Origin of the sequence: Micromonospora sp. NPDC005979, from assembly GCF_040614415.1 — a bacterium.
In the GTDB taxonomy this organism is placed as follows: domain Bacteria; phylum Actinomycetota; class Actinomycetes; order Mycobacteriales; family Micromonosporaceae; genus Micromonospora.
This window is the reverse complement of record NZ_JBEXUR010000002.1, coordinates 506,952-528,338: the sequence shown is the minus strand read 5'-3', so window position 1 is coordinate 528,338 and position 21,387 is coordinate 506,952. Positions and strand designations below refer to the sequence as shown.

At 72.3% G+C, this 21,387-nt stretch carries 23 protein-coding genes, 1 tRNA gene and 1 pseudogene; 10 read left to right on the top strand and 15 right to left on the bottom strand.

Translation table 11 applies throughout. From position 1 onward, the window contains the following. Positions 1-42 precede the first annotated feature (42 nt). A pseudogene (locus ABZ272_RS05750) lies at positions 43-258 on the top strand (integrase); the annotation flags it as partial. Positions 259-383: 125 nt separating this feature from the next. Here ABZ272_RS05750 and ABZ272_RS05745 read toward each other — a convergent pair. After that, positions 384-470: transfer RNA gene (locus ABZ272_RS05745), tRNA-Ser, on the bottom strand. A gap of 306 nt (positions 471-776) precedes the next feature. Between ABZ272_RS05745 and ABZ272_RS05740 the strand changes: the two genes are divergently transcribed. After that, the gene (locus tag ABZ272_RS05740; RefSeq protein WP_355048699.1) at positions 777-1,754 is read left to right on the top strand and encodes an NAD(P)H-quinone oxidoreductase; all 978 of its coding nucleotides are present in this window, start codon (positions 777-779) and stop codon (positions 1,752-1,754) included. Here the strand turns inward: ABZ272_RS05740 and soxR are convergent. Beyond that, positions 1,737-2,192, bottom strand: a complete 456-nt coding sequence (gene soxR / locus ABZ272_RS05735) for a redox-sensitive transcriptional activator SoxR (protein ID WP_355048698.1) — start codon at positions 2,190-2,192, stop codon at positions 1,737-1,739. The genes ABZ272_RS05740 and soxR overlap by 18 nt on opposite strands. Before the next feature lie 48 nt (positions 2,193-2,240). After that, entirely contained in the window at positions 2,241-2,948 is a 708-nt protein-coding gene (locus ABZ272_RS05730) for a glycosyltransferase family 2 protein (RefSeq protein WP_355048697.1), read from the bottom strand. A 124-nt stretch (positions 2,949-3,072) separates the two neighbouring features. Here ABZ272_RS05730 and ABZ272_RS05725 point away from each other — a divergent pair, with 124 nt between their 5' ends. Further along, positions 3,073-5,298, top strand: coding sequence for a hypothetical protein (locus ABZ272_RS05725; RefSeq protein WP_355048696.1), 2,226 nt, complete (start codon positions 3,073-3,075; stop codon positions 5,296-5,298). A gap of 54 nt (positions 5,299-5,352) precedes the next feature. Here ABZ272_RS05725 and ABZ272_RS05720 read toward each other — a convergent pair whose 3' ends face one another. The 6 genes from ABZ272_RS05720 to ABZ272_RS05695 form a co-directional block, all read right to left on the bottom strand. After that, on the bottom strand, positions 5,353-5,946 hold the full coding sequence (locus ABZ272_RS05720) for a hypothetical protein (protein WP_355048695.1): 594 nt from the start codon (positions 5,944-5,946) through the stop codon (positions 5,353-5,355). A 56-nt stretch (positions 5,947-6,002) separates the two neighbouring features. After that, positions 6,003-7,469 carry a HAMP domain-containing sensor histidine kinase gene (locus ABZ272_RS05715; protein ID WP_355048694.1) on the bottom strand — a complete coding sequence of 489 codons (1,467 nt, stop codon included), beginning with the start codon at positions 7,467-7,469 and terminating at the stop codon, positions 6,003-6,005. Beyond that, complete coding sequence (locus ABZ272_RS05710) at positions 7,462-8,154, bottom strand: response regulator transcription factor (protein WP_355048693.1); 693 nt, start codon at positions 8,152-8,154, stop codon at positions 7,462-7,464. The genes ABZ272_RS05715 and ABZ272_RS05710 overlap by 8 nt, the downstream gene beginning before the upstream one ends. 78 nt (positions 8,155-8,232) lie before the next feature. Next, complete coding sequence (locus ABZ272_RS05705; protein ID WP_355048692.1) at positions 8,233-8,745, bottom strand: hypothetical protein; 513 nt, start codon at positions 8,743-8,745, stop codon at positions 8,233-8,235. 112 nt (positions 8,746-8,857) lie between these two features. After that, on the bottom strand, positions 8,858-9,871 hold the full coding sequence (locus ABZ272_RS05700; RefSeq protein ID WP_355048691.1) for an aminoglycoside phosphotransferase family protein: 1,014 nt from the start codon (positions 9,869-9,871) through the stop codon (positions 8,858-8,860). 54 nt (positions 9,872-9,925) lie between these two features. Continuing rightward, complete coding sequence (locus ABZ272_RS05695; protein WP_355048690.1) at positions 9,926-11,098, bottom strand: acetyl-CoA C-acyltransferase; 1,173 nt, start codon at positions 11,096-11,098, stop codon at positions 9,926-9,928. A gap of 80 nt (positions 11,099-11,178) precedes the next feature. Here ABZ272_RS05695 and ABZ272_RS05690 point away from each other — a divergent pair, with 80 nt between their 5' ends. Next, positions 11,179-11,607 (top strand): PH domain-containing protein, encoded by a 429-nt coding sequence (locus ABZ272_RS05690; protein WP_355048689.1) that lies wholly within the window; start codon positions 11,179-11,181, stop codon positions 11,605-11,607. Here ABZ272_RS05690 and ABZ272_RS05685 read toward each other — a convergent pair. After that, positions 11,600-12,517, bottom strand: a complete 918-nt coding sequence (locus tag ABZ272_RS05685) for a rhomboid family intramembrane serine protease (protein ID WP_355048688.1) — start codon at positions 12,515-12,517, stop codon at positions 11,600-11,602. The genes ABZ272_RS05690 and ABZ272_RS05685 overlap by 8 nt on opposite strands. A 100-nt stretch (positions 12,518-12,617) precedes the next feature. Continuing rightward, positions 12,618-13,148, bottom strand: coding sequence for a peptidylprolyl isomerase (locus ABZ272_RS05680; protein WP_030331635.1), 531 nt, complete (start codon positions 13,146-13,148; stop codon positions 12,618-12,620). Between the two features lie 84 nt (positions 13,149-13,232). Here ABZ272_RS05680 and ABZ272_RS05675 point away from each other — a divergent pair, with 84 nt between their 5' ends. Continuing rightward, entirely contained in the window at positions 13,233-14,000 is a 768-nt protein-coding gene (locus tag ABZ272_RS05675; RefSeq protein ID WP_355048687.1) for a hypothetical protein, read from the top strand. Positions 14,001-14,090: 90 nt separating this feature from the next. Here ABZ272_RS05675 and corA read toward each other — a convergent pair whose 3' ends face one another. The 4 genes from corA to ABZ272_RS05655 form a co-directional block, all read right to left on the bottom strand. Beyond that, the gene (gene corA, locus ABZ272_RS05670; RefSeq protein WP_355048686.1) at positions 14,091-15,239 is read right to left on the bottom strand and encodes a magnesium/cobalt transporter CorA; all 1,149 of its coding nucleotides are present in this window, start codon (positions 15,237-15,239) and stop codon (positions 14,091-14,093) included. A gap of 247 nt (positions 15,240-15,486) precedes the next feature. Continuing rightward, entirely contained in the window at positions 15,487-16,581 is a 1,095-nt protein-coding gene (locus tag ABZ272_RS05665) for a PLP-dependent aminotransferase family protein (RefSeq protein ID WP_355048685.1), read from the bottom strand. A gap of 106 nt (positions 16,582-16,687) precedes the next feature. After that, positions 16,688-17,146, bottom strand: coding sequence for an ester cyclase (locus ABZ272_RS05660; RefSeq protein ID WP_355048684.1), 459 nt, complete (start codon positions 17,144-17,146; stop codon positions 16,688-16,690). 83 nt (positions 17,147-17,229) lie between these two features. Beyond that, positions 17,230-17,622 (bottom strand): CBS domain-containing protein, encoded by a 393-nt coding sequence (locus ABZ272_RS05655; protein ID WP_355048683.1) that lies wholly within the window; start codon positions 17,620-17,622, stop codon positions 17,230-17,232. A gap of 114 nt (positions 17,623-17,736) precedes the next feature. Between ABZ272_RS05655 and ABZ272_RS05650 the strand changes: the two genes are divergently transcribed. The 5 genes from ABZ272_RS05650 to ABZ272_RS05630 all read left to right on the top strand — a co-directional run bounded on the left by ABZ272_RS05650 (position 17,737) and on the right by ABZ272_RS05630 (position 21,193). Continuing rightward, complete coding sequence (locus tag ABZ272_RS05650) at positions 17,737-17,868, top strand: hypothetical protein (protein WP_355048682.1); 132 nt, start codon at positions 17,737-17,739, stop codon at positions 17,866-17,868. Next, positions 17,865-18,632 (top strand): hypothetical protein, encoded by a 768-nt coding sequence (locus tag ABZ272_RS05645; protein ID WP_355048681.1) that lies wholly within the window; start codon positions 17,865-17,867, stop codon positions 18,630-18,632. Before ABZ272_RS05650 ends, ABZ272_RS05645 begins: the two co-directional genes overlap by 4 nt. Before the next feature lie 77 nt (positions 18,633-18,709). After that, positions 18,710-19,441, top strand: coding sequence for a phosphocholine cytidylyltransferase family protein (locus ABZ272_RS05640; RefSeq protein WP_355048680.1), 732 nt, complete (start codon positions 18,710-18,712; stop codon positions 19,439-19,441). Continuing rightward, positions 19,429-20,496: an iron-containing alcohol dehydrogenase family protein gene (locus ABZ272_RS05635; protein WP_355048679.1), complete on the top strand. Its 1,068-nt coding sequence runs from the start codon at positions 19,429-19,431 to the stop codon at positions 20,494-20,496. The genes ABZ272_RS05640 and ABZ272_RS05635 overlap by 13 nt, the downstream gene beginning before the upstream one ends. Continuing rightward, entirely contained in the window at positions 20,471-21,193 is a 723-nt protein-coding gene (locus ABZ272_RS05630; RefSeq protein ID WP_355048678.1) for a CDP-alcohol phosphatidyltransferase family protein, read from the top strand. Before ABZ272_RS05635 ends, ABZ272_RS05630 begins: the two co-directional genes overlap by 26 nt. Positions 21,194-21,387 lie beyond the last annotated feature (194 nt).

Here is a 21,387-nt window from a genome sequence, read left to right as displayed (position 1 = left end):
AGAGCGCTTGCGATCTCGGCCGTACTCTTTATTACGCATCAACTGCGGCACGCCGCCGTGTCGCTCTGGCTCAACGCGGGGGTGCCGGCCACCCAGGTCGCGCAGTGGGCCGGGCACAGCGTGCATGTGCTGTTGATGGTCTACGCCTCGTGCATCGACGCGCAGGACGAAGCCGCGCGGAAGCGGATCGAGGGCGTGTTGGGCGCCGATCCGGAATCGAGCGAGGCCGAGGAAGGGCCGGCAACCGCCGACGCGTAGACGACACAACCAGTGAGACACGGCAGTCCCGAGCGAGACGAAGTGAGACTTACTCGTGGGCTCTAGACACGCCCCCTGACCGGCGTTCGCGCTGGTCAGGGGTGCGTTTTGCTGTGCGAAATGAGCGGAGGGTGTGGGATTCGAACCCACGAAGACATCGCTGCCTTACCGGTTTTCAAGACCAGCGCCATCGGCCACTAGGCGAACCCTCCCGGACCGCCACCCGTGGGTGCGCGGCCGTGAACAGTCTGCCACGGCACCCGGTGGCCGGCTCGCCGTCCCTCCCCGAAAAGCGCCGGCCAGGCGGCAGGCCCAGCGTCCACTGTGGCGCTGATCGACTCGACTTCCCCGAAACCGGGGCATCCCGACGCGCGCGATGCCCCGACTTCACGGAAGTCGACCTGATCAAGCCCGCAGACCGCCCGAGTTTGGGGAAGTCGAGTTGATCAAGTCCGGCGGACCGCCGCGCCGGGAGGGGTGCGCCTGCGGCGCGGGGCGCGGCGGGTGAGACTGGGACCATGCGAGCCATCACCGTTCCGCAGCCCGGTGGACCCGACGCGCTGGTCTGGGCCGAGGTCCCCGATCCCGAGCCCGGCCCCGGCGAGGTGATCGTCCGGGTGCGGGCCAGCGCGGTCAACCGCGCCGACCTGCTGCAACGGCAGGGGCACTATCCGCCGCCGCCGGGTGCGCCCGCGTACCTCGGTCTGGAGTGTTCCGGGGTAATCGACACGGTCGGACCGGAGGTGACCGGGTGGGCGGTCGGCCAGGAGGTCTGCGCGCTGCTGGCCGGTGGCGGGTACGCCGAGCGTGTGGCGGTGCCCGCCGGTCAGCTGCTGCCGGTGCCGGCCGGCGTGGACCTGGTCGACGCCGCGGCGCTGCCGGAGGTGGCCTGCACGGTCTGGTCGAACGTGGTGGGCGTCGGTCGGCTCGAAACGGGTGACACGCTGCTGGTGCACGGCGGGGGCAGTGGGATCGGTACGTTCGCGATCCAGCTCGGGGCGGCGCTCGGCGCCACGGTCCTGGCGACTGCCCGGACGACGAAGCATCCCCGGCTGCGCGAGCTGGGCGCGGCGCACACGATCGACTACCGGGAGCAGGATTTCGTCGAGGAGGTCGACAAGGCCACCGACGGCCGCGGCGCGGACGTCATCCTCGACATTCTGGGCGGGTCCTACCTGGGGCGGAACGTCGCCGCGCTGGCGACCGGCGGCCGGCTCGTGGTGATCGGGATGCAGGGTGGCCGCAAGGCCGAGCTGGATCTCGGCGCGTTGCTGACCAAGCGGGCCAGCGTGTCGGCGACCGCGCTGCGCTCCCGGCCGCTGGCCGAGAAGGCGGCGATCGTGCGGGGCGTACGCGATGAGGTGTGGCCGTTGGTCGCGGCCGGCAAGGTACGGCCGGTGGTGGACCGGCGGCTGCCGATGGCCGAGGCGGCCGAGGCGCACCGGCTGGTCGAGTCGAGCGACCACGTCGGGAAGGTGCTACTGACCGTCGGGTGAGGCGGGCGGCAGCATGAGGCGGGCGCCGGGGCCCTGTGCGGCGAGGGTGTCGCCCGGGTTGTAGAGCATGCAGCGTTGCATCGACAGGCAGCCGCAGCCGATGCAGCCGTCGAGGTCGTCGCGGAGCTTGGTGAGCAGCCGGATCTTCTCGTCCAGCCGGCCGCGCCAGCTCGCGGAGAGGCGCTCCCAGTCCTGCGGGCTGGGGGTGCGGCTGCCGGGCAGCGATTCCAGCGCGTCGCGGATCTCGTCGAGCGAGACGCCGACCTGCTGGGAGATCCGGATGAAGGCGACCCGCCGCAGCTCGGCGCGGGCGTAGCGGCGCTGGTTGCCGCCGGTGCGGTCGGCGCGGATCAGGCCGAGGCGCTCGTAGTAGCGCAGCGCGGACGGTGCCACGCCGGAGCGGACGGACAGCTCACCGATCGTCAACGCGTCCTGCATCACCGCATCCTTGAGTTGAAGTCGACTTCAACTCAAGGATACCGGCGATCAGCGCGCGGACGTGACCGCCGGACGGCGACGGGCGCGCTCGCGACCGAGGATCCAGATCGCCTCGACGCCGTCCTTCCAGGTGATCTTCTTGCCCTCTTCGCGGCCCCGGGCCCGGTAGCTGATCGGCACCTCGTACGGGCGGATCCGGCGGCGCAGCAGCTTGCCGGTCACCTCGGCCTCCATGCCGAAGCCCCGCGAGCGCACCTCCAGCGACCGGTACAGCTCCACCGGCATCAGCTTGAAGCAGGTCTCCAGGTCACCGATGTACGAGTTGAAGAGGACGTTCGCCGCCATCGTGACGCCCTTGTTGCCCATCACGTACCAGAAGCTGTAGGCGCTGTGGCTGCCGAACGTGCGGTTGCCGTAGACGACCGTGGCCCGCCCGTCGAGCACCGGGGCGAGCAGCTTCGGGATGTCCTGCGGGTCGTACTCCAGATCGGCGTCCAGGATGACCATGTATTCGCCCTCGGCGCTGTCCACCGCCGTCTTGATGGCCGCGCCCTTGCCCGCGTTGCGCTGGTGAGTGATCACCCGCAGGCGCGCGTCGTCGGCCCGGCCGAGGACCTCGCCGGTGCCGTCGCGGCTGCCGTCGTCGACCACGACCAGCTCGATCTCGCAGGGGTAGTCCACCGCCAATGCCTGCTTGAGGGCATCCGCGATGCGTTCTTCCTCGTTGTAGACCGGCATGAGGATCGAGAGCTTCACGGGAATCTCCACGGTGGCGACAACACGTCGGGCATAGCCTAGCCTGGCTGGTCAGCCCAACGGTGGCCGCCACCGCCGGACAGCCGGCGTGGCGGTATCAGCCCGATGGTGTTTACTTCCCGCCATGTCGGCTGCCGGCTCCCTGCTCGCGGTGTTCCCCGCCGCCTCGGTGCTCCTGCTCACGATCGCGGCGAAGCCGCGCGAGGGTGGTGCGGTGGCCCCGTCCCGGCTCGCCGCGGTGCGCGCCGCGCTGCTCACCGGGGCGTACGCGGTGCTCGTCGTCGAGGTGCTCGGCGCGCTGCACGCGCTGACCCGGCCGGCGTTCGTCGTCGCCTGGCTGCTCTTCCTCGTCGCCGCCGGGACGGCGGTGGCTCTGCGCCGGCGTCGCGACACCCCGGCCACACCGGCGGCGGCCGCGACGCCGCAGCCGGTGGCGGTGGGCGCGGCGGTGCCCGCCGGCGCCACCCCGGACACACCCGCCCCGGCCGTCGACCACGGCCCGGTGGGCGGGCGGGCGGCCGCACCGGTCCAGCCGAATGGAGTACGCGCCAGACTGCTCGCCCGGGCCACCGAGAGCTGGCGTACGGCAAGTCGAAGCGAACGGCTGCTCGCGGGCGGCATCGGCGGCCTGGTGCTGCTGGAGCTGCTGATCGCGCTCTTGGCCGAGCCGAACAACTTCGACTCGCAGACGTACCACCTGCCGAAGGTCGAGCACTGGGTGGCCCAGGGCGACCTCGACTTCTGGCCCACCGCCATCCACCGGCAGGTGACCATTCCGCCCGGCGCGGAGTACCTACTACTGCACCTGCGCCTGCTCACCGGCGGCGACGCGCTGCACAACCTGGTGCAGTGGGCCGCCGGGGTGCTCTGCCTCCTGGTGGCCGCGCGGATCACCGCGCAGCTCGGCGGCGGCCGGCGAGCCCAGTTGATCACCACGTTCGTGCTGGCCAGCACCCCGATGGTCGCGCTACAGGCGACCAGCACGCAGACCGACCTGGTCTGCGCGGCGTGGGTGGCGTGCGCGGCGACCCTCGCGCTGGACGGTCTGCGCCGCCGCACCGGGTGGGGAACCGTACTCGGCCTGGGGGCGGCCACCGGGTTGACGGCGGTGACCAAGACCAGTGGCCTGATCGCGGTGGGCCCGCTGCTGGTGCTCTGGGGTCTGGCCCAGCTCCGGCTGGCCCTGGCGGCTCGGCCATCAGCCGCCGAACCGGCGGGTCGGGCGGCGAGCGTCGGGGCGTCGGCCGGGCGGGCGCGGCCGGTGTTCCGGGTCGTCACCGGTTCGGCGCTGATCATGGCGGTGGCCGCGCTGGTGGTCGGCCCGTTCCTGGCCCGGGTGACGGCCGAGTTCGGGCACCCGTTGGGCCCGCCCCGGCTGCGTGAGTCGATCCCGATGGAGCGGCACGACCCGGCGTCGATCCTGGTCAACGCGCTGCGCATCGGGCACACGGCCTTCGACACCCCGGTCGCGCCGCTGCGCACCGCCGGTGCGGACGCGATCATCGTTGGCGCGGAGGCGATCGGCGTCGACCCTCAGGACCGGGCGATCACCTTCGGCCGGGAGGTGTTCCCGGTGCCGGCCTGGTACCCGGACGAGGACCGGGTGGCGTTCCCGATCGCCGGGTCGGTGGCGCTGCTCGGCGCGCTGGTCGCGCTCGTCCGCCCGCGCCGGATCGATCCCGCGCAGGCCGGGCCGCTGCGGGCGTACGCCGTGGTGGTGCTCGCCGCCGTGCTGCTGCACACCTCGATGATCAAGTGGCAGCCGTGGGGCAACCGACTGATCCTCTACGCCCTGGTGCTCGCCGTCCCGCTCGCCGGCCTCTGGCTCGACGCGCTCCTGCGCCGCCACGCCGACCGGACGCCGGAGCCCGCCGACCCGGGTCGGCGGCGACGCTCGGTGGCCGCCGTGGCGGTCGTCGTGCTCGCCACCTCGGCGCTGGCCGGAGTGCTCGCGCTGTCGTACGGCTTTCCGCGCCGGCTCGTCGGCTCGGGCTCGGTCTTCACGACCTCGGACTGGGACACCCGGTTCCTGCGCCGGCCCGAGTGGGCCGACGAGTTCCGCTGGGCCGCGGCGGCGGTCCGCGAGAGCGGCGCGCACCGGATCGGTCTGGTCGAGCGGAACGACGACTGGGAGTACCCGTGGTGGCTGCTGCTGCGCCAGCCGGACGGCAGCTCGCCGGATCTGGTCTCGTTGCAGTCGGTCCTGCCGGAGCGACCGCCGGCCGACCCGGCCTCGGTGGACGCGATCGTCTGCACCGGCAGCCAACCGACCTGCGCCGAGCTGGTCCCGGCCGGGTGGCGCTTGGAGTTCCGCGACTACGTCGGTTACGCCCTGCCCCCGGGTCGCTGAGACGACGGCAGGCGAGAGCCCCGCACGTACGACGTGCGGGGCCCTCGCTTTCCGTTACTTGGCGCGCGGGATGAGGACGAGCCGGGCGACGCCCTTGTCCCCTTCCTTGGTGCCGGCGACGCCGACCGTCGTGCCGACCTTCACCTCGCTGGGCTGCACCGTCGACCGCTTCTCGACGACGCGCAGGTCCTCGCCGAAGGTCCACGTCATCGTGAAACCGTCGGTGGACTTGACGGTCATCGAGTCGCCGTCGACGGCGGTCACCGCGCCACGCTGGACGGCGACGGTCTGCGTACCGTTCTCCTTGGTCTGCACCACCGCCTCGCCGTGCAGGGTGTTCTTCCGCAGCAGCACGCGGGCCTGGTGGCGCTTGCGCAACTCCTCGCCGCGCTTCTGCTTACCCTTCTCGGCCGCCGTGGGGGAGGGTGCGGGCGTCGCCGGGGCGGCGACGGTCTGCACGTCCAGGTCGGCGGCGTCGAAGCCCATCGCGGTGAGCGCCTGGCCCTCCACACCCATCGCGGCGGCGACCTCGACCGCCGCGTCCCGCGCGGGCTGGCTGGCCACCTCGGCCGCGCCGCATCCGCTGACGCCGAACGCCACCGCTGCGAACAGTGCCGTGGTGCCGGTGACGAATCCCCAACGTGGCATGACTCTCCCTCTCGTCCGTGGAGCCTTCAGCCTTCCCCGCAAGGACGAGCGGACCGTCAGGCCGATGTTCGGGTCCGGTAAGGATCACCGGGCAGCCGGACCATGAAGGCCGCGCCCCCCTCGGGGGCGTGCCCCGCGACGATCTCCCCGCCGAGCCGGCGCACCAGCCCGGCGGCGAGCGCCAGCCCGAGCCCACTGCCCACCTTGCGCACCCCCCGGTACCGCTCGTGCAGCGCTCCCCGCTCGAATGCCACCGCCAGGTCGTCGTCGGTGAAGCCGGGCCCGCCGTCGCGGACCTCCAGCACACCGCCGTCCGCCGGGTCCGCGCCGACCGGCCGGACCGCGAGCACCACGGGCGCACCCGGGGGTACGACCCGCAGCGCGTTCTCCAACAACCCGTCCAGCACCTGCCGGATCCGACCCGGATCGGTGTACGCGGACACCGGACCGCCGGGCGTCTCCAGGTGGAACGGCACACCGACCGCGGCACACCGGCCGGACCAGGTGGGCTCCGCGTCGGCGGCCAGTCGGGTCAGGTCGACGGGTACCGGTTCCAGCGGGAAGTCGGCGGCCTCCAACCGGGCCAGCGCCAGCAGGTCGCCGATCAGCCGGTCGAGGTGCTGGGCCTCGGCCAGCATGGTCCGGCCGGTGTCGGCGCTGCCGTCCGCGTCGATGACCCCGTCGGCCAGCGCCTCGGCGTACCCCCGGATCGCGGTCAGCGGGGTGCGCAGCTCGTGCGAGACGGACAGCAGGAACTCGCGCTGCCGGCCCTCGCTGGTGGTCAGTGCGGCGGCCAGGCCGTTCAACGCCTCGGCCAGGTCGGCAACCTCGTCCGGAGGCTCGACCGGCACCCGTACCGCGCGGTCCCCGGCGCGCAACCGGGCGGCGGCGGTGGCCGCGACGCGGATCGGTCGGGCCAGCCGGCGGGCCAACAGGAGACCGGCCACCACACCGGCGGCCAGCCCGGCGAGCAGCGGCAGCCACAGGCTGAGCAGCACCTGCGCCCACAGCCCGTCCGCCGTGGCGCGGGAAAGCACCACCCCGTTGCCGCCGGGCAGCGCCCGGCCCTCCACCAGGGCGCGGTGACCGTTGACCGACCGGCGGGCCGACACGTTGCGGCCCTGCCCGATCCGCTGCACCACGCGCGGCGGCAGCCCCGACCGGTCGACGGTCCCGCGCCGGATCAGGTACGCGTCGATGCCCTGGTCACGAAGTTGCTGGATGAGCTTCTCCTCGTCGGCGGCGCGTCCCCGGTCCAGCCGGGTCCGCAGCACCTCGGCGGCGAGTCGCGCCTGGGCGGCGAGGGCCTCCTGATCACGTCGCTCCGCGCCCCGGATCGCCAACGGCACGGCGACGATCGCCGTGACGAGCACCGACACCAGTGCCACCGCGCAGGTGACCAGCACCGCGCGGGCGGTCAGGGTCCGGCCGAACCGGCGACGCCGGGAGGCGGCCGACTGGCGGTCACCGACCACCGGCAGCGCCATGGTCGGCGACTCGACGCGTACCGGCTGCTCAGGCATCGACCGCGTACCCCACGCCGCGGTGGGTGCGGATGACGCTGGCCGGGCCGAGCTTCGCGCGTACCTGCGCGACGTGCACGTCCACCGTGCGGGTGCCGGCGTGCGCGGCGTATCCCCAGACCCCGGCCAGCAACTCCTCGCGGGTGAAGACCCGCCCCGGCCGGGCCATGAGGTGGGCCAGCAGGTCGAACTCGGTCGAGGTGAGCTGCACCGGGACACCCCCGGCGGTGACCGTCCGGCGGGCCGGGTCGAGGGTCACCGGGCCGACGACGCGCTGTCGTTCCGCGCCCTCGGGGCCACCGGCGGTGCGGCGCAGCACGGCGCGTACCCGGGCGACCAGCTCGCGCGGGCTGAACGGTTTCGTCACGTAGTCGTCGGCACCCAGTTCCAGCCCGACGATCCGGTCGACCTCGTCGTCGCGAGCGGTGAGGAAGATGACCGGCGTCCAGTCGCCGGCCTCGCGCAGCCGTCGGCAGATCTCGGTGCCGGGAAGGCCGGGCAGGGCGATGTCCAGGACGCAGGCCACCGGGCGCAGCCGGCGGGCCGCGTTCAGCCCGGCCTCACCGTCGCGTTCGAGGTGGACGCCGAACCCGTCGCGGCTTAGGTAGAGCCGTACCAGGTCGGCGATGGCCGGCTCGTCCTCGACCACGAGGACGAGTCCGCGGTGCGGCGTTTCCAGAGTCACCGGCCCATGATTCCCGACCCGGTGGCTCGGCGCGATCGGTACGTGTTCGAGTTCGGTAAAGGCGGGCGTCGTACGGCGTCAGCGTGCGACGGCGGGACGGAACACGCTGGGCCGTACGGGGGCGGGCGTGTCGCCGATGGTGGCGAGAACCCGCTCGCGGGGTGCCCGCAGACGGGTCCGAAAGGCGTGGTTGAGCAGCGCGTCGAGCTGCCACACCTGCTTCGGGTGGTTGGTGCGGATGAGGAACCGCTCGCGGATCCCGTCGATCGCGGTGGCGGCCAGCTCGACCGAGTGCAACCGCGGGTCGGGGCTCCACGTGACGTTGCTCAGCTCGCGCAGTTCGGTGTTGAGGTGCAGGCGCAGTCGGTGCAGGAGTCGGGTCTGCTGGGTCACCACCAGTCGGCGGTGCGTGAGCAGCAGCAGGTAGTCGCCGGTGACCGGACGGTCGGGGCGGCTGCAACGGGTGACGAGGATGGTCGCGTCACCGGAGCCGACGCAGCGACGGAACACGGGCATGTGCCGGCTCACGGTCTGCACGGCGAGGCCGGCCTCGGTGGCGGCCGGGAGGAACGTTCGGGAGAAGACGTCCATGACGTGCCCAACGACCTCCCCGGCGGGGTGACGTGGGTCACGGCGAATTTTTGGAAGTTCCACGCCGTCCCGTCGCACTGCCTGTCCGATTTCCGACGTGGACGGATGCCGGTCAGCTTTCGGGCTGAAGCGGGGTGGCGGCGAACAGCTCGGCGAGCCACCCGGGCACCGCCTCGGCGTACTCCGCGCGCGCCGGGTCGGTCGTGTCGAGGGCCCGCCGCCAGGAGAGCGAACGGCTCACCGCGCCCAGGTTCATCGCCAGGTCGGCGGCCTCGACGAGGGTGCCGCGGTCGTAGCGGTCGGTCCACGCCTCCAGGTAGGCGTCGCGCAGCCGGGCCAGACTGACGTCGTCGGCGGACAGCGCGGTGGCGTACCGGATGGAGCGCAGGGTCACCAGCAGCGTGCCGAACGGGTGCGCCACCGAGGCGTCGCCCCAGTCGAAGTAGCGGTACCCGGCCGGCCCGGCGAAGACGTTGCCGTCGTGCAGGTCGTCGTGCTGCACGGTCGCCTCGATGCCGATGTCCGCGAGCCGACGGCACCGCCGCGCGTACGCCGGAACCTCCGCCCGCAGCCGCTCGTACGTCTCGACGGTCAGTCCGCCCTCCGCACCGACGCGCAGCGACTCGGAATCGTCGAGCAGGTCGGCGAGCAGCCCGGCCAGCACCTCCGGACGGTGGTCCGGCACGCCGAGGGCGACCAGTTCGTCGGCGCGCGACGCGGTGGCGAGTTGCAGCGCCGCGTACCCCGGCAGGGCCCGCTCCCAGTGCGTCAGGTCGGGGTCGCGGCCCAGCACGTCGCGCAGCGTCTCCCCGCCGTCGGGAAGCAGCGACCAGCCCCGCTCCCGGTCCACCCCGATCGGAGCCAGCACCCGCTCGGGCGTCAGCGCGGCCAGCGTCGCGATCAGGACCGCCTCGTGCGTGGTGCCGGAGTTGTTGGCCTTGAACCAGACCGGCCCGTCGTCGGTCGGCACCCGCCAGACCAGCGACCACGGCCGGACCCGGGGCTCGACCGGCCCACTGACCCGTCGGCCGGTGCCCGCGAGTCGCTCGTCGACCCAGGATCGGGCCTGCTCCTGCCACTGCACACTGGACCAGTCGGGAGCGCGCTCGTCGGCGATCGTCGTCACGTCGGGAACCCTAGGCGGCGTGCCCGACCCCGGCGAGAGCATTTCCGGGACGGATCAGACCAGCTCGACGATCGTGGCGTTGGCCATGCCGCCGCCCTCGCACATGGTCTGCAGGCCGTAGCGGATTCCGTTGTCCCGCATGTGCGCCAACATCGTCGTCATGATCCGGGCGCCGGAGCCACCGAGCGGATGCCCGAGGGCGATCGCGCCGCCACGCGGGTTCAGCCGCTCCGGATCGGCCTCGGTCTCCGCCAACCAGGCGAGCGGTACGGGGGCGAACGCCTCGTTCACCTCGTACACCCCGATCTCCTCGATGCCCAGCCCGGCGCGGCGCAGCGCCTTCGCGGTGGCCGGGATGGGCGCGGTGAGCATGGTGACCGGGTCGTCGGCGGCGACCACCGCGGTGTGGATGCGGGCCAGCGGGCGCAGGCCGTGCCGACTGGCCCAGTCGGACGTGGTCACCGCGAGCGCGGCGGCGCCGTCGGAGATCTGTGACGCGGACCCGGCGGTGACCACACCGTCGGCGCGGAACGGGGTGGGCAGCTCGGCGAGCCGGTCCAGCGAGGTGTCCCGGCGGATGCCCTCGTCGGCCGCGACCGTGCCACCGTCGTCGAGGGGCACTGCGGCGATCTCCGGGTCGAACGCCCCGGCGTCCTGCGCGGCGGCGGCCTTCTCGTGGCTGGCCAGGGCGAACTCGTCGAGCTGGGTACGGGAGAAGCGCCAGCGCCGGGCGATCAGCTCGGCCCCGACGCCCTGGTTGAAGGGGAGCGGCGCGTCGTCGGCGAAGCCCTCCACCCCCCGGTAGCGGGCGCGGAGCTGGTCGCTGAACGGCAGGCCGTCCGCCACGCTGGAACCCATCGGCACCCGGGTCATCGACTCCACCCCACCGGCGACCACCAGATCGGCCTGGCCGGAGAGCACCGTCGCGGCGGCGAAGTGCAGCGCCTGCTGGCTGGAACCGCACTGCCGGTCCAGCGTGGTGCCGGGCACCGCCTCCGGCCAGCCGGCGGCGAGGACGGCGTTGCGGGCGATGTTCCACGACTGCTCGCCGACCTGGGACACGCAGCCCCAGAAGACGTCGTCGACCTGCGCCGGGTCCAGGCCGGTGCGCTCGGCGAGGGCGCGCAGCACGTGCGCCGACAGGTCGACCGGGTGGACACCGGCGAGACCGCCCTTGCGCCGCCCGACCGGGGTGCGTACCGCGCCGACGATGACCGCGTCACTCATGTTTACTCCCCGGTAACTTGGGCTGTCCCGATCCTACGTCGTCGGTGGACCGGCCGTCCGCCCCCGGGCATGCTGGTCGGATGGATGAGATCTCCACGGTGCGGCAGTGGCGGGTGCCGTCGACCCTGCCGGCGGCGAAGCTCGCCGGTGCCGTTCTGCTGGTCGCCCTCGGTCTGCTGTTCGCCGACGGTGACCCGGTGCGGCTGGTCCTGGCTGGTGTGGCCGCCGCCGCGCTGGCCGTCTGGGCGGTACGCGACCTGGTGGCGCCGGTCCGGCTGGCGGTCGACCCGGCGGGACTCACCGTCATCCACGGCTTCGCCGGCCGGCGGCTGCTGCCCTGGTCGACGGTCGAGGCGATCAGCGTGGACCGCCGGCAACGGCTGGGGTTGACCGGCGAGATCCTGGAGATCGACGCGGGCGAGTCGCTGCACCTGTTCGGCAGGTACGACCTGGGAGCCACCCCGGAGGAGGTGGCCGTGGCGCTGCGGGCCGCCCGCCTGGTCAGTTGAGCAGTTGCACGGTTCGGAAGACCGCCAGGGCGAGCAGGATCAGCAGGATGATCGCGCCGCCGACGACCTGCACCAGCGTGCGCCGCTCCCGTGGCGCGTACGCGAGCACCGCCGCCATCGCCCCGCCAACCGCGAGGCCACCGAGGTGCCCGGGGATCGAGATGCCCGGCACGGCGAAGGTGAAGACGAGGTTGATGACGAGGATCGGCACGATCGCCGAGGTGTTCAGGCCGAGACGGCGCATGATCACGAAGATCGCGGCGAAGAGCCCGAAGGTGGCCGTCGACGCGCCGACCGTCGGGGGCTGGTTGGGAGCACTGACCAGGAAGACGGCGACATTGCCCCCGAGCCCCGCGATCAGGTAGAGGGCGAGGAAACGCGCTCGCCCGAGCGCGCCCTCCAACTCCCGCCCGAGCACCCACAGTGCCCACATGTTCAGCAGCAGGTGGATCACGCCGTAGTGCAGGAACATGGCGGTGACCAGGCGGTACCACTCACCGGCCGCGACACCGTGCACCGGGCCGAAGGCAACGTACGAGGCGTAGCCGAGCACGCCACCCCAACGGGTCAGCGGCGTCTCGTCGCCGGCCAGCCCGCCGAAGCCGGACCCGCCCACCAGCGCCGTCCCGGACCGGGCGGAGGCGATGGAGAGCAGGAAGAACAACACGTTCAGGGCGATGAGCGCCTTGGTGACGTAGCCGTGCCGGCCGGCGGCACCGCCACCGAAGGCGGTACGCGCCGGCCGGACACTACGACGACCCTCGTTGACGCACTCCGGGCACTGGTGCCCGACGGACGCCTCCCGCATGCACTCCGGACAGATCGGCCGGTCGCAGCGGGTACACCGGACGTAGGTCTCCCGACCGGGGTGCCGGTAGCAGACCGGGGTGGTCGGCGGGGACTCGCTCACCGGCTCGAACCTCCGTCCGCCACCGCGCGACGCACCGACGCCGGCCGCCGCGATGCTCCGGAGCGCTCAATCATGCGAGCAAAGGTACCTCGCCGTGTCGTCAGGAAGCGGATCGCTCGATCTCGACCCGCTCGATGACGACGTCCTGCAGCGGACGGTCGCTCGGGCCGGTCGGGGTGTTCGCGATCGAGTCGACGACCTTCACCGACTCCTCGTCGGCGACCTGGCCGAAGATGGTGTGCCGGTTGTTGAGGTGCGGCGTCGGGGACACGGTGATGAAGAACTGCGAACCGTTGGTGCCCGGTCCGGCGTTCGCCATCGCCAGCAGGTAGGGACGGTCGAACCGCAGCTCCGGGTGGAACTCGTCGGCGAACTTGTAGCCCGGCCCGCCCCGACCGGTGCCGGTCGGGTCGCCCATCTGGACCATGAAACCGCTGATCACACGGTGCGAAATGGTGCCGTCGTAGTACGGCCCGTTGCCCGGCTGACCGGTGCGCGGGTCGGTGTACTCCCGGTTGCCCTCAGCCAGGTCGACGAAGTTGCGGACGGTCTTCGGCGCGTGGTTCGGGAAGAGCTCCAGCCGGATCGGGCCAGCGTTGGTGTGCAGGGTGGCGTAGACAGCCTCGGCCACGGGTACTCCTCACTTGTTGGTCAGTTCCATGCGGATCCTCCCATGTGCCCGATCTGGCATCGCGGAGGCATCCGAAGGTGGAGGATGACGAAGGAACAACTCCCAGGAGGTAGGACCGTGTTTGGAATCGGGCGGCGTAAGTCCCAGGGCCAGCTCGCGAAGGCAGAGCTGAACCAGAGCATCAGCCACCTGATGCAGGCAGCCAACCACGCCGCCAAGGGCGCCGGCGCGTCCGTCGGCCCGCGGGTCCAGGCGGCCCGGGGCTATGTCGGGCCGGCCGCGGTGAAGGTGCGCGACCGCGCGTCGACCGGTTGGGGGACGACACTCACCACGCTGGCACCGCTGGCCGCGGCGGCTCGTGACGGCGCCGTGCAGGCAGGGCCGCTGACCAGGAAGGCCAAGTCGAAGACCATGCGGATCACGGGGAAGAAGAAGCAGCCGCGCCGTCGCGGTTCGAAGATGACCGGCCTGCTGGCCGCGGGCGCCGTCGTCGGCCTGGTCGGTGCGGTGGCCCTGCGCCGCCGCCGCGAGCAGCAGGAGTGGGCCGAGTACGACCCGACCCACACCCTGGAGCCGATGCGCAACGAGGTCGACTCGATCGAGGTTCGTACCCCGGCCGCGACCAAGGGCTCCGACGGGTCCGCCATCTCCGGAATGACCGGTGCCGGCAGCTCGGCGGTGGCCGGCGGCGACAGCGCCAGCACCACCGCCACGGCCAAGCCGACCGGTGTGCGTCCGACCGACAAGGTTCCGTCGGTGGCCGAGGGCGCCAAGGACGTTTCGGGACGCCCGGCCGACGACCTCACCAAGGCGCTGGGCAAGGACACCGCCCGCACCAACGGCCGCCGCTGACCCCGGACAGCAGCGCGACGAGCGCCGGCGACGCGGGCTTTCCCCCGCGCACCGGCGCTCCGTGCTGTCGGCGTCCGCCGGGCGGGCCGGTCAGAGCCAGCCGTTGCGGCGGAACCAGCGGTAGAGGGCCAGCGAGACGCCGAGCATGAGGGCCAGCGCCACCGGATAGCCGTACGTCATCTTCAGCTCGGGCATGTTCTCGAAGTTCATGCCCTCGACGCCGGCGATGGAGGTCCAGACCGCGGCGATGGCCGCCCACGCGGCGATCTTGCGCATGTCGTTGTTCTGGTCGACGGACACCTGGGCCAGCCGCGCCTGGAGGATCGAGTTCAGCAGGTCGTCGTACGAGTTCACCTGCTCGACCGTGCGGCTCAGGTGGTCCTGCACGTCCCGGAAGTACTTGCGGATCTCCTTGGGTACGTCCCGGTTGACCTGCGAGGTCAGGTTCATCAGCGGCCGCTGCAAGGGGATCACCGCCCGCTTGAACTCCACCAGCTCCCGCTTCATCTGGTAGATCCGCTGGATGCGCCCGTGGCTGTTACGGTCGAAGACCTCGGCCTCCAACTGGTCCAGGTCGTCCTCGAGCTGCTCGGCCACCTCGAGGTAGAGGTCGACCACCCGGTCGGTCACCCCGTACGCCACCGCCCACGGGCCTTGGAGCAGCAGCTCCTGCTTGGTCTCCAGGTCGGCCCGGACCGGGGAGAGCCGGCAGGCGTCACCGTGCCGGACACTGATCAAAAAGTTCGGGCCGATGAAGAGCATCACCTGACCGGTCTCGACCACCTCGGAGGTCTCGGTCAGCTCGGTGTGCTCGCAGTAGCGGGCGGTGCGCAGCACCAGGAAACTGACGTCGCCGAAGCGCTCCAGCTTGGGCCGCTGCTCGGCCTTCACGGCGTCCTCGACGGCCAGCTCGTGCAGGCCGTACGTCTCCGCGATGGCGCTCATCTCGGCCAGCTCGGGCTGGTGCAGCCCGATCCAGACGAAGCCGTGCTCCTCGCGACGTGCGGCCTCCAGCGCCTCGGCGTACGACCAGTCACCGGGCTGCCGCTTGCCGTCGATGTACAGCGCGCAGTCGACCACTCCGCTGCGCCCGGCGCCGCTGGGCGCAGGGGCGGGTGGTGAACCGTCGGCGTTGAGCATCCGGGTCATCGCCCGGACCGGGGACGGCCAGGCTCGGGGTCGCAGCACCCGAGATGTGTTCAGCGGCGCCGTCCGGCCCCGCTCTGCCCGATCCGTCATCGCGACACCTCCCCGCGCTCGCCTGCGGCTTGCAGGCTACGCCGATGGTGGCCATCGGCAGGTGTGACGGCGGTCGCGGGTGCGGCGCCGGGCGGGCCGGGCCGCATCGGGGGGTGAAGGGACGACACGGCCCACCCGGCGCCCGTGGGGGCGGGGGTTACGCTCGCAGCATTGTGGGCCGCCGGCCGCCCGCTGGGGAGACCCGGGACGGCCGGCATCGTCTTTTTGTCGGAAACCCGACAGATTTTCAGCTTCGGCTGGCCTCGACGGCCTCGGCGAGCCGGCGGACGCCCTCGTCGATCCGGTCCGCCGTCACGGCCGAGAAGGCCAGCCGCAGGGCGTGCCGCCCACCGTCGAGGACGAAGTCGCTGCCCTTGACCACGGCGACGCCACGCTCGGCCGCCGCCGGGGCGAGCCGGTCCACCAGCACGTCCTCGGGGAACTCCACCCACAGGAAGTAGCCGCCGTCGGGCTCGACGAACCGCGCCTGCGGCAGGTGCCGGCGCAGCGACTCGGCCAGCACCTGGGCCCGCTCGCCGAGCGCCGCCCGGACGGTCTCGATCGAGCGGTCGATGTCGCCGGAGACGCAGAACTGGTGCACGATCGCCTGCGACACCATGCCGGGCGAGATGTAGAGGCTCGTCGCGTTCTTGGCGATATCGGCGATCAGATCCGCCGGACCGACCAGGTAGCCGACGCGTACGCCCGGGCAGACCGTCTTCGTGAAGCTCGACGCGTGCACGACGACGTTGCGGGTGTCCATCGACAGCATCGACGGCAGGGCCTCGCCCCGGAAGCGGATGTCCGCGTACGGGTCGTCCTCGAAGATCGTGAAGTGGTACTCAGCGGCCAGGTCGAGCAGCTCACGGCGCTTCTCCAGCGACAGCGTCACGCCGGCCGGGTTCTGGTAGTTCGGGATGACGTGCGCCAGCCGGGGGCGCACTCCGGACTCCAGCAGCTTGCGCAGCTCGGCGGTGTCCAGACCGTCCGGCTGGACCGTGACCCCGTGCAGCTCGCTGCCCATCCGCTGAAGGTTGAGCAGCGTGCGGTCGTACGTGGGGCGCTCGACGACCACCGCGTCGCCGGGGCGGATCAGGTGGTCGAAGAGGAACGCGTCGGCCTGCAGCGACCCGTTGGTGACCAGCACCTGGTCGGCCGCGACGCCGTGCTTCTCGGCGATCCACTTGCGCAGCGGCACGTAGCCGACGGAGGTGCCGTACGCCGTGACCCCCGCGGGATCGGCGTCGAAGGCGCGTACGGCGGCGGCCTTGAGCCCCTCGACATCGACGATGTCCAGCGAGGGGGCCCCACGGGCAAAGGAGATCAGCTGCTCGGCGGTCATGGATATTGAGCGTACGGGCGGCGGCGGGGGACGCGCCGACGGCACGGCGATGTCCGCATCCTGAGCCACCGGGACGGGTGACCCGGCCGGGCCGGACGGCGACAGATCAGACCGGAAGTGCGAGCGAGTCGTGCTGCGCCGCCCGGGAGAGGCCGTCAAACTGCACGCCGAGCGCGTCGAGGAGCTGGCTCCAGTCGAAGTAGGAGCGCCACGCGACGATCCGACCCCGGCGTGCCCGGACCACGTCGGCGACCTCCCAACTCACCGAGCGGCCGGTCGGAGCGACCGTGCCGTACGGCGAGTGCAACGTGCCGGTGTGGGTGCCACAGAGGCGCAGCTCCACGGCCGCGCCGCTGGACGTGCGCACCGCGCCCACCGGGTCGACCAGCAGGTCCGGAAAGGCCCCCGTCCAGGTACGCAGCAGCGCCGGCAGCTCGATCGGTCGGACCGTGACACCCGGCATGGAGTAGAACGCCTCCGGGGCGTACAGGTCCGGCAGTCGGGCCACGTCCCGTCGCAGGAGCATCGCGTACTGCTGCTCGACCAGGCGCTCCGCGTCACGCATCGGGCCCTCCCTCACGGGCCACGGCATCTCCGCGCCCGCGAGGGATCCTTACCCTTCGATCCGACCCGGCACACCTGCGCGGTTCAGGTCGTGGCGGCCACCTCGCTCCGGGCCCAGACGCGCATGATGTCCCGCACCGAGATCACCCCGGCCACCTCCCCGCCGTCGAGCACCACGAGGTGCCGGAAGCCACCCCGGGCCATCGCGGCGGCCGCCTCGGCGACCGTCCACTCCGGCGCCGCGTAGACGACGTCCCAGGTGAGGTGGGCGCCGGTGCGCTCGGTGTCGCAGTCGAGACCCGCACCGATGGCCTTCAACACGTCGCGTTCGGTCATGATGCCGACCCCCTCGGACTCGGGATCGATCACGACCGCCGACCCGACACCGCGGGCCGACATCATCCGGGCCGCCTGACGGAGCGTGTGCTCCGGACCGACGACGAGGACCTGGCTGGACATTGCTTCCCGTACCTGCATCACGCATCACCCCTTTGGGACCGTGGCATTCGGTACGGACATGGTCGTCCGTGGATGTTTCCAGGACAAGACCGGACATCGTCGGGATGCGGCGGCGCTCGCTACTGTCGACGCGTGTCCACCGAGTCCCTGCGCTGCGCCGGCGCGTTGATCGTCGACCGCGACGGCCGCCACGTCGGTTACGACGGTCTGATCCGGCGGATCGCGGAGGAGGGCTTCGCGCTCCTGCGGTCGATCGGCCGGTGAACAGCGTCGCGCTGCCGCCGCACCGGATCGCCGGGCTGCTCGCCCCAGCCGTGGACCGAGTCTTCCGCGCCGGCATGTCTGCCGGATACGACTGGGGTGGGGCCGAGCTGTCCCAGCGCTACGGAGGGCCGGCAGCAAGCGGTTTCCTCGTCGACCTGCGTACCCGGCTGGCCGCGCCCGGTGGCGCCGTCGACGGGGCGGGGTTCGCGGCGATCACCAGGTACCGGGATCCGATCGCCTGCCGACGAGCCGTGGACAAGCAGGTGGCCCACGGGATGATCTACCGGAGCCCGGACGGCGCCCTCTCCGCCACCGAGCGCGGTGCCGCCTTCCTCGGCGAGCTGTACCAGGTGCACGCCGAGGTCACCGAAGAGCTGTGGTCCGGGCACGACGAGCGGGTCGCCCGACTGGTCGCCGTGCTCGGACGGCTGGTGGCGTACGCCCTCGTGCTGGCCGACGAGGAGAGGACCCGGAGCGGTTCCGCCTTCGCCGCGCTCGCGCCCCCGCACGAGCCGGACGGCACCCCGCCCGGTGTGCTGCTGCTCAACCGGCTCGGCGCGCTGCGCCACCACCGGGCGGACGCGCACGCCGCCGCCTGGACCGCCGCCGGGCACACCGCGTCCAGCGTCACCGCCCTGCCGCCCGGCCCCGAGCGGCTCGCCATCGAGCTGGAGACCGACCGCCGGGCCGCCGGGCCGTACGCAGTGCTCGCCGCCGAGGAGCGGCTGACCATGCTGGCCGACCTCGCGGCGCTGCCCGGCTGACCGGTTGGCCGGAGTCGCCGGGCCTCCCAGGGCTATCCTCCACCGGTGACGGCAGCAGGACGAGGGAGGATGTCGCGATGATCGGAATGGTGCTCGCGGCCGGGGCGGGGCGCCGGCTGCGCCCGTACACCGACACGCTGCCGAAGGCGCTGGTGCCGGTGGACGGCGAGATCACGATCCTGGACATCGCGCTGGGCAACCTCGCCGAGGTCGGGCTCACCGACATCGTGATCGTGGTCGGCTACGCGGCGGACGCGGTCGTCTCCCGTCAGGCGGAGCTGGAGAAGAAGTACGGGGTCACGCTCACCCTGGTCCACAACGACAAGGCCGAGGAGTGGAACAACGCGTACTCCCTCTGGCTGGCCCGGGAGCACTTCGCGCGCGGGGTCCTGCTGGTCAACGGCGACACCGTGCACCCGGTGAGCGTGGAGAAGACCCTGCTGGCCGAGCGCGGTCCGGGCATCCTGCTCGCGGTGGACACCCTCAAGCCGCTGGCCGAGGAGGAGATGAAGACCACCTTCGACGCCGCCGGCCAGCTCACCCAAATCACCAAGATCATGGATCCGGGTGAGGCGTACGGGGAGTACATCGGCGCGACGCTGATCGAGCCGCAGGTCGCCGACGCCCTCGCCGACGCGCTGGAGGCGACCTGGCGGCGGGACCCGAACCTCTACTACGAGGACGGCTACCAGGAGTTCGCCGACCGTGGTGGCGAGGTCCGGGCCGCGCCGATCGGTGACGTCCCGTGGGTCGAGGTCGACAACCACGCCGACCTGGCCCGCGCGCGGGAGATCGCGTGCCGCTACTAGCCCGGAGCATCCTCACCCCGCTGCACATCGACGTGCGACGCGGGGCGGTCGCCGACCTGGCCGCGATCCTGGCCGACGGGCGGATCTCCTCCGGCGGCGACGTCGCCGTGGTGCTCGGCCCGGGCCAGGGCGCCCAGATCGCCGAGCTGATCCAACCGTCGCTGCGCTCGGCGGACGTCTTCACCGTCTCCGGCGGGACCCTCGAGGCCGCCGACGACCTGGGCGGCAAGCTCCGCGCCCGCTCGTACGACGCGGTCGTCGGCATCGGCGGTGGCAAGACGATAGACGTCGCCAAGTACGCCGCGACCCGCCGAGGGCTGCCGATGGTGTCGGTGGCGACCAGCCTCGCCAACGACGGGATCGGCTCCCCGGTGGCCAGCCTCATCACGGACGGGATCAAGGGCTCCTACGGGGTGCACATCCCGATCGCGGTGATCGTCGACCTGGACTTCGTGGAGAGCGGCCCGGACCGGCACAACCGGGCCGGCATCGGCGACGTGATCAGCAACATCAGCGCGCTGGCCGACTGGGAGCTGTCCCGGCAGGTACGCGGTGAGCCGGTCGACGGGCTGGCCGCATCGCTCTCCCGGGCGGGCGCCGAGGCGGTGCTCAACCACCCCGGCGACATGAGTGACGACGCCTTCGTCACCGTGCTGGCCGAGGCGTTGATCTCCAGCGGCCTGGCGATGGCCGTCGACGGCACCAGCCGTCCGTGCAGCGGCGGCTGCCACGAGATCATGCACGCGGTCGACTCGCTCTACCCCGGCACCGCCTCGCACGGCGAGCTGGCCGGGCTGGGCGCGCTGTTCTGCACCTGGCTGCGCGGTGACCAACGCCGCTTCGCGGAGATGTCCGCCTGCCTGACCCGGCACGGCCTGCCCCGGCTCCCCGCCGAGGTGGCGCTCACCGACGACCAGTTCGTCGAGGCGGTGCAGTTCGCGCCGCGTACCCGCCCGGACCGGTACACCATCCTCGAGCACCTGGCCCTGTCGCCTACCGAGACGCGGGAGCGGCTGGCAGACTACGCCGGTGCAATCCGCGACCAGCTTGGCTGACCCCCGTCCCACCGTCGCCGACTTCCACCGGGTCAACCGGGGCGGCGGCCTGTTCAGCGAGTCGATCAGCCAGTGGCTCGGCGCGGTGTTCGCGCTGGTCGCGCAACGCCTCGGGCTGCGCCCGACCGCGCTGACCCTCACCAACCTGGTGCTCGGGCTGGCCACCTCGATCTCCGTGGTCGCGCTCGCCGGACCGGTCGCCGACGGGGACGTACCGGCCTGGGCAGTCGGCCTGATCGCGCTCGTCGGCTGGCAGGTCGCGTACTCCCTGGACTGCGCCGACGGACAGCTCGCCCGCGTCACCGGCCAGGGCAGCGCGGCCGGGGCCCGGATCGACGTGCTCTGCGACGTGGCCGCGCAGATCGCCCTGGTGGCCGCGCTGGCGGCCACCGCCGTCGCGCAGGAGCCGTCCACCCCGACCTGGCTGGTGGCCACCTTCGCGGGTACCTGGATGGTCAACCTGGTCACCTCGGTTATGCAGGCCGGCCCGAACGCCGCCAGCATGGTCACCTCGACCTCGCTGCCCGTACGCCTCGTGAAACTGGTCCGCGACTACGGCGCGGTCGTCTTCGTGGCCGCCCTGGTCCTCGCCGTAGCCCCCGCCCTCGTCCTCTGGGTGCTTGTCGCGTTCACCGTCGTCAACGGCGGCTTCCTGCTGGCCAGCATCGCCTTCTCCGCCCGCGCCTCGCTGCGCTGACCCCCGCCGCCCGCGCCACTCCCCGACCGGGTGCCAAGGGTGTTCGAGTCCTCCTTTGCTCTGCTTCAACCCAGGAAACACCCGGCGTCCGATATCCGGACACCGGGTGTTTCCTCCGGTGAAGCAGAGCAAAGGGAGCGAACGGTAGGTGGCCTCCTCCCGCGCTACGGCGCTGCCGCGCCACGGCGCTCCAG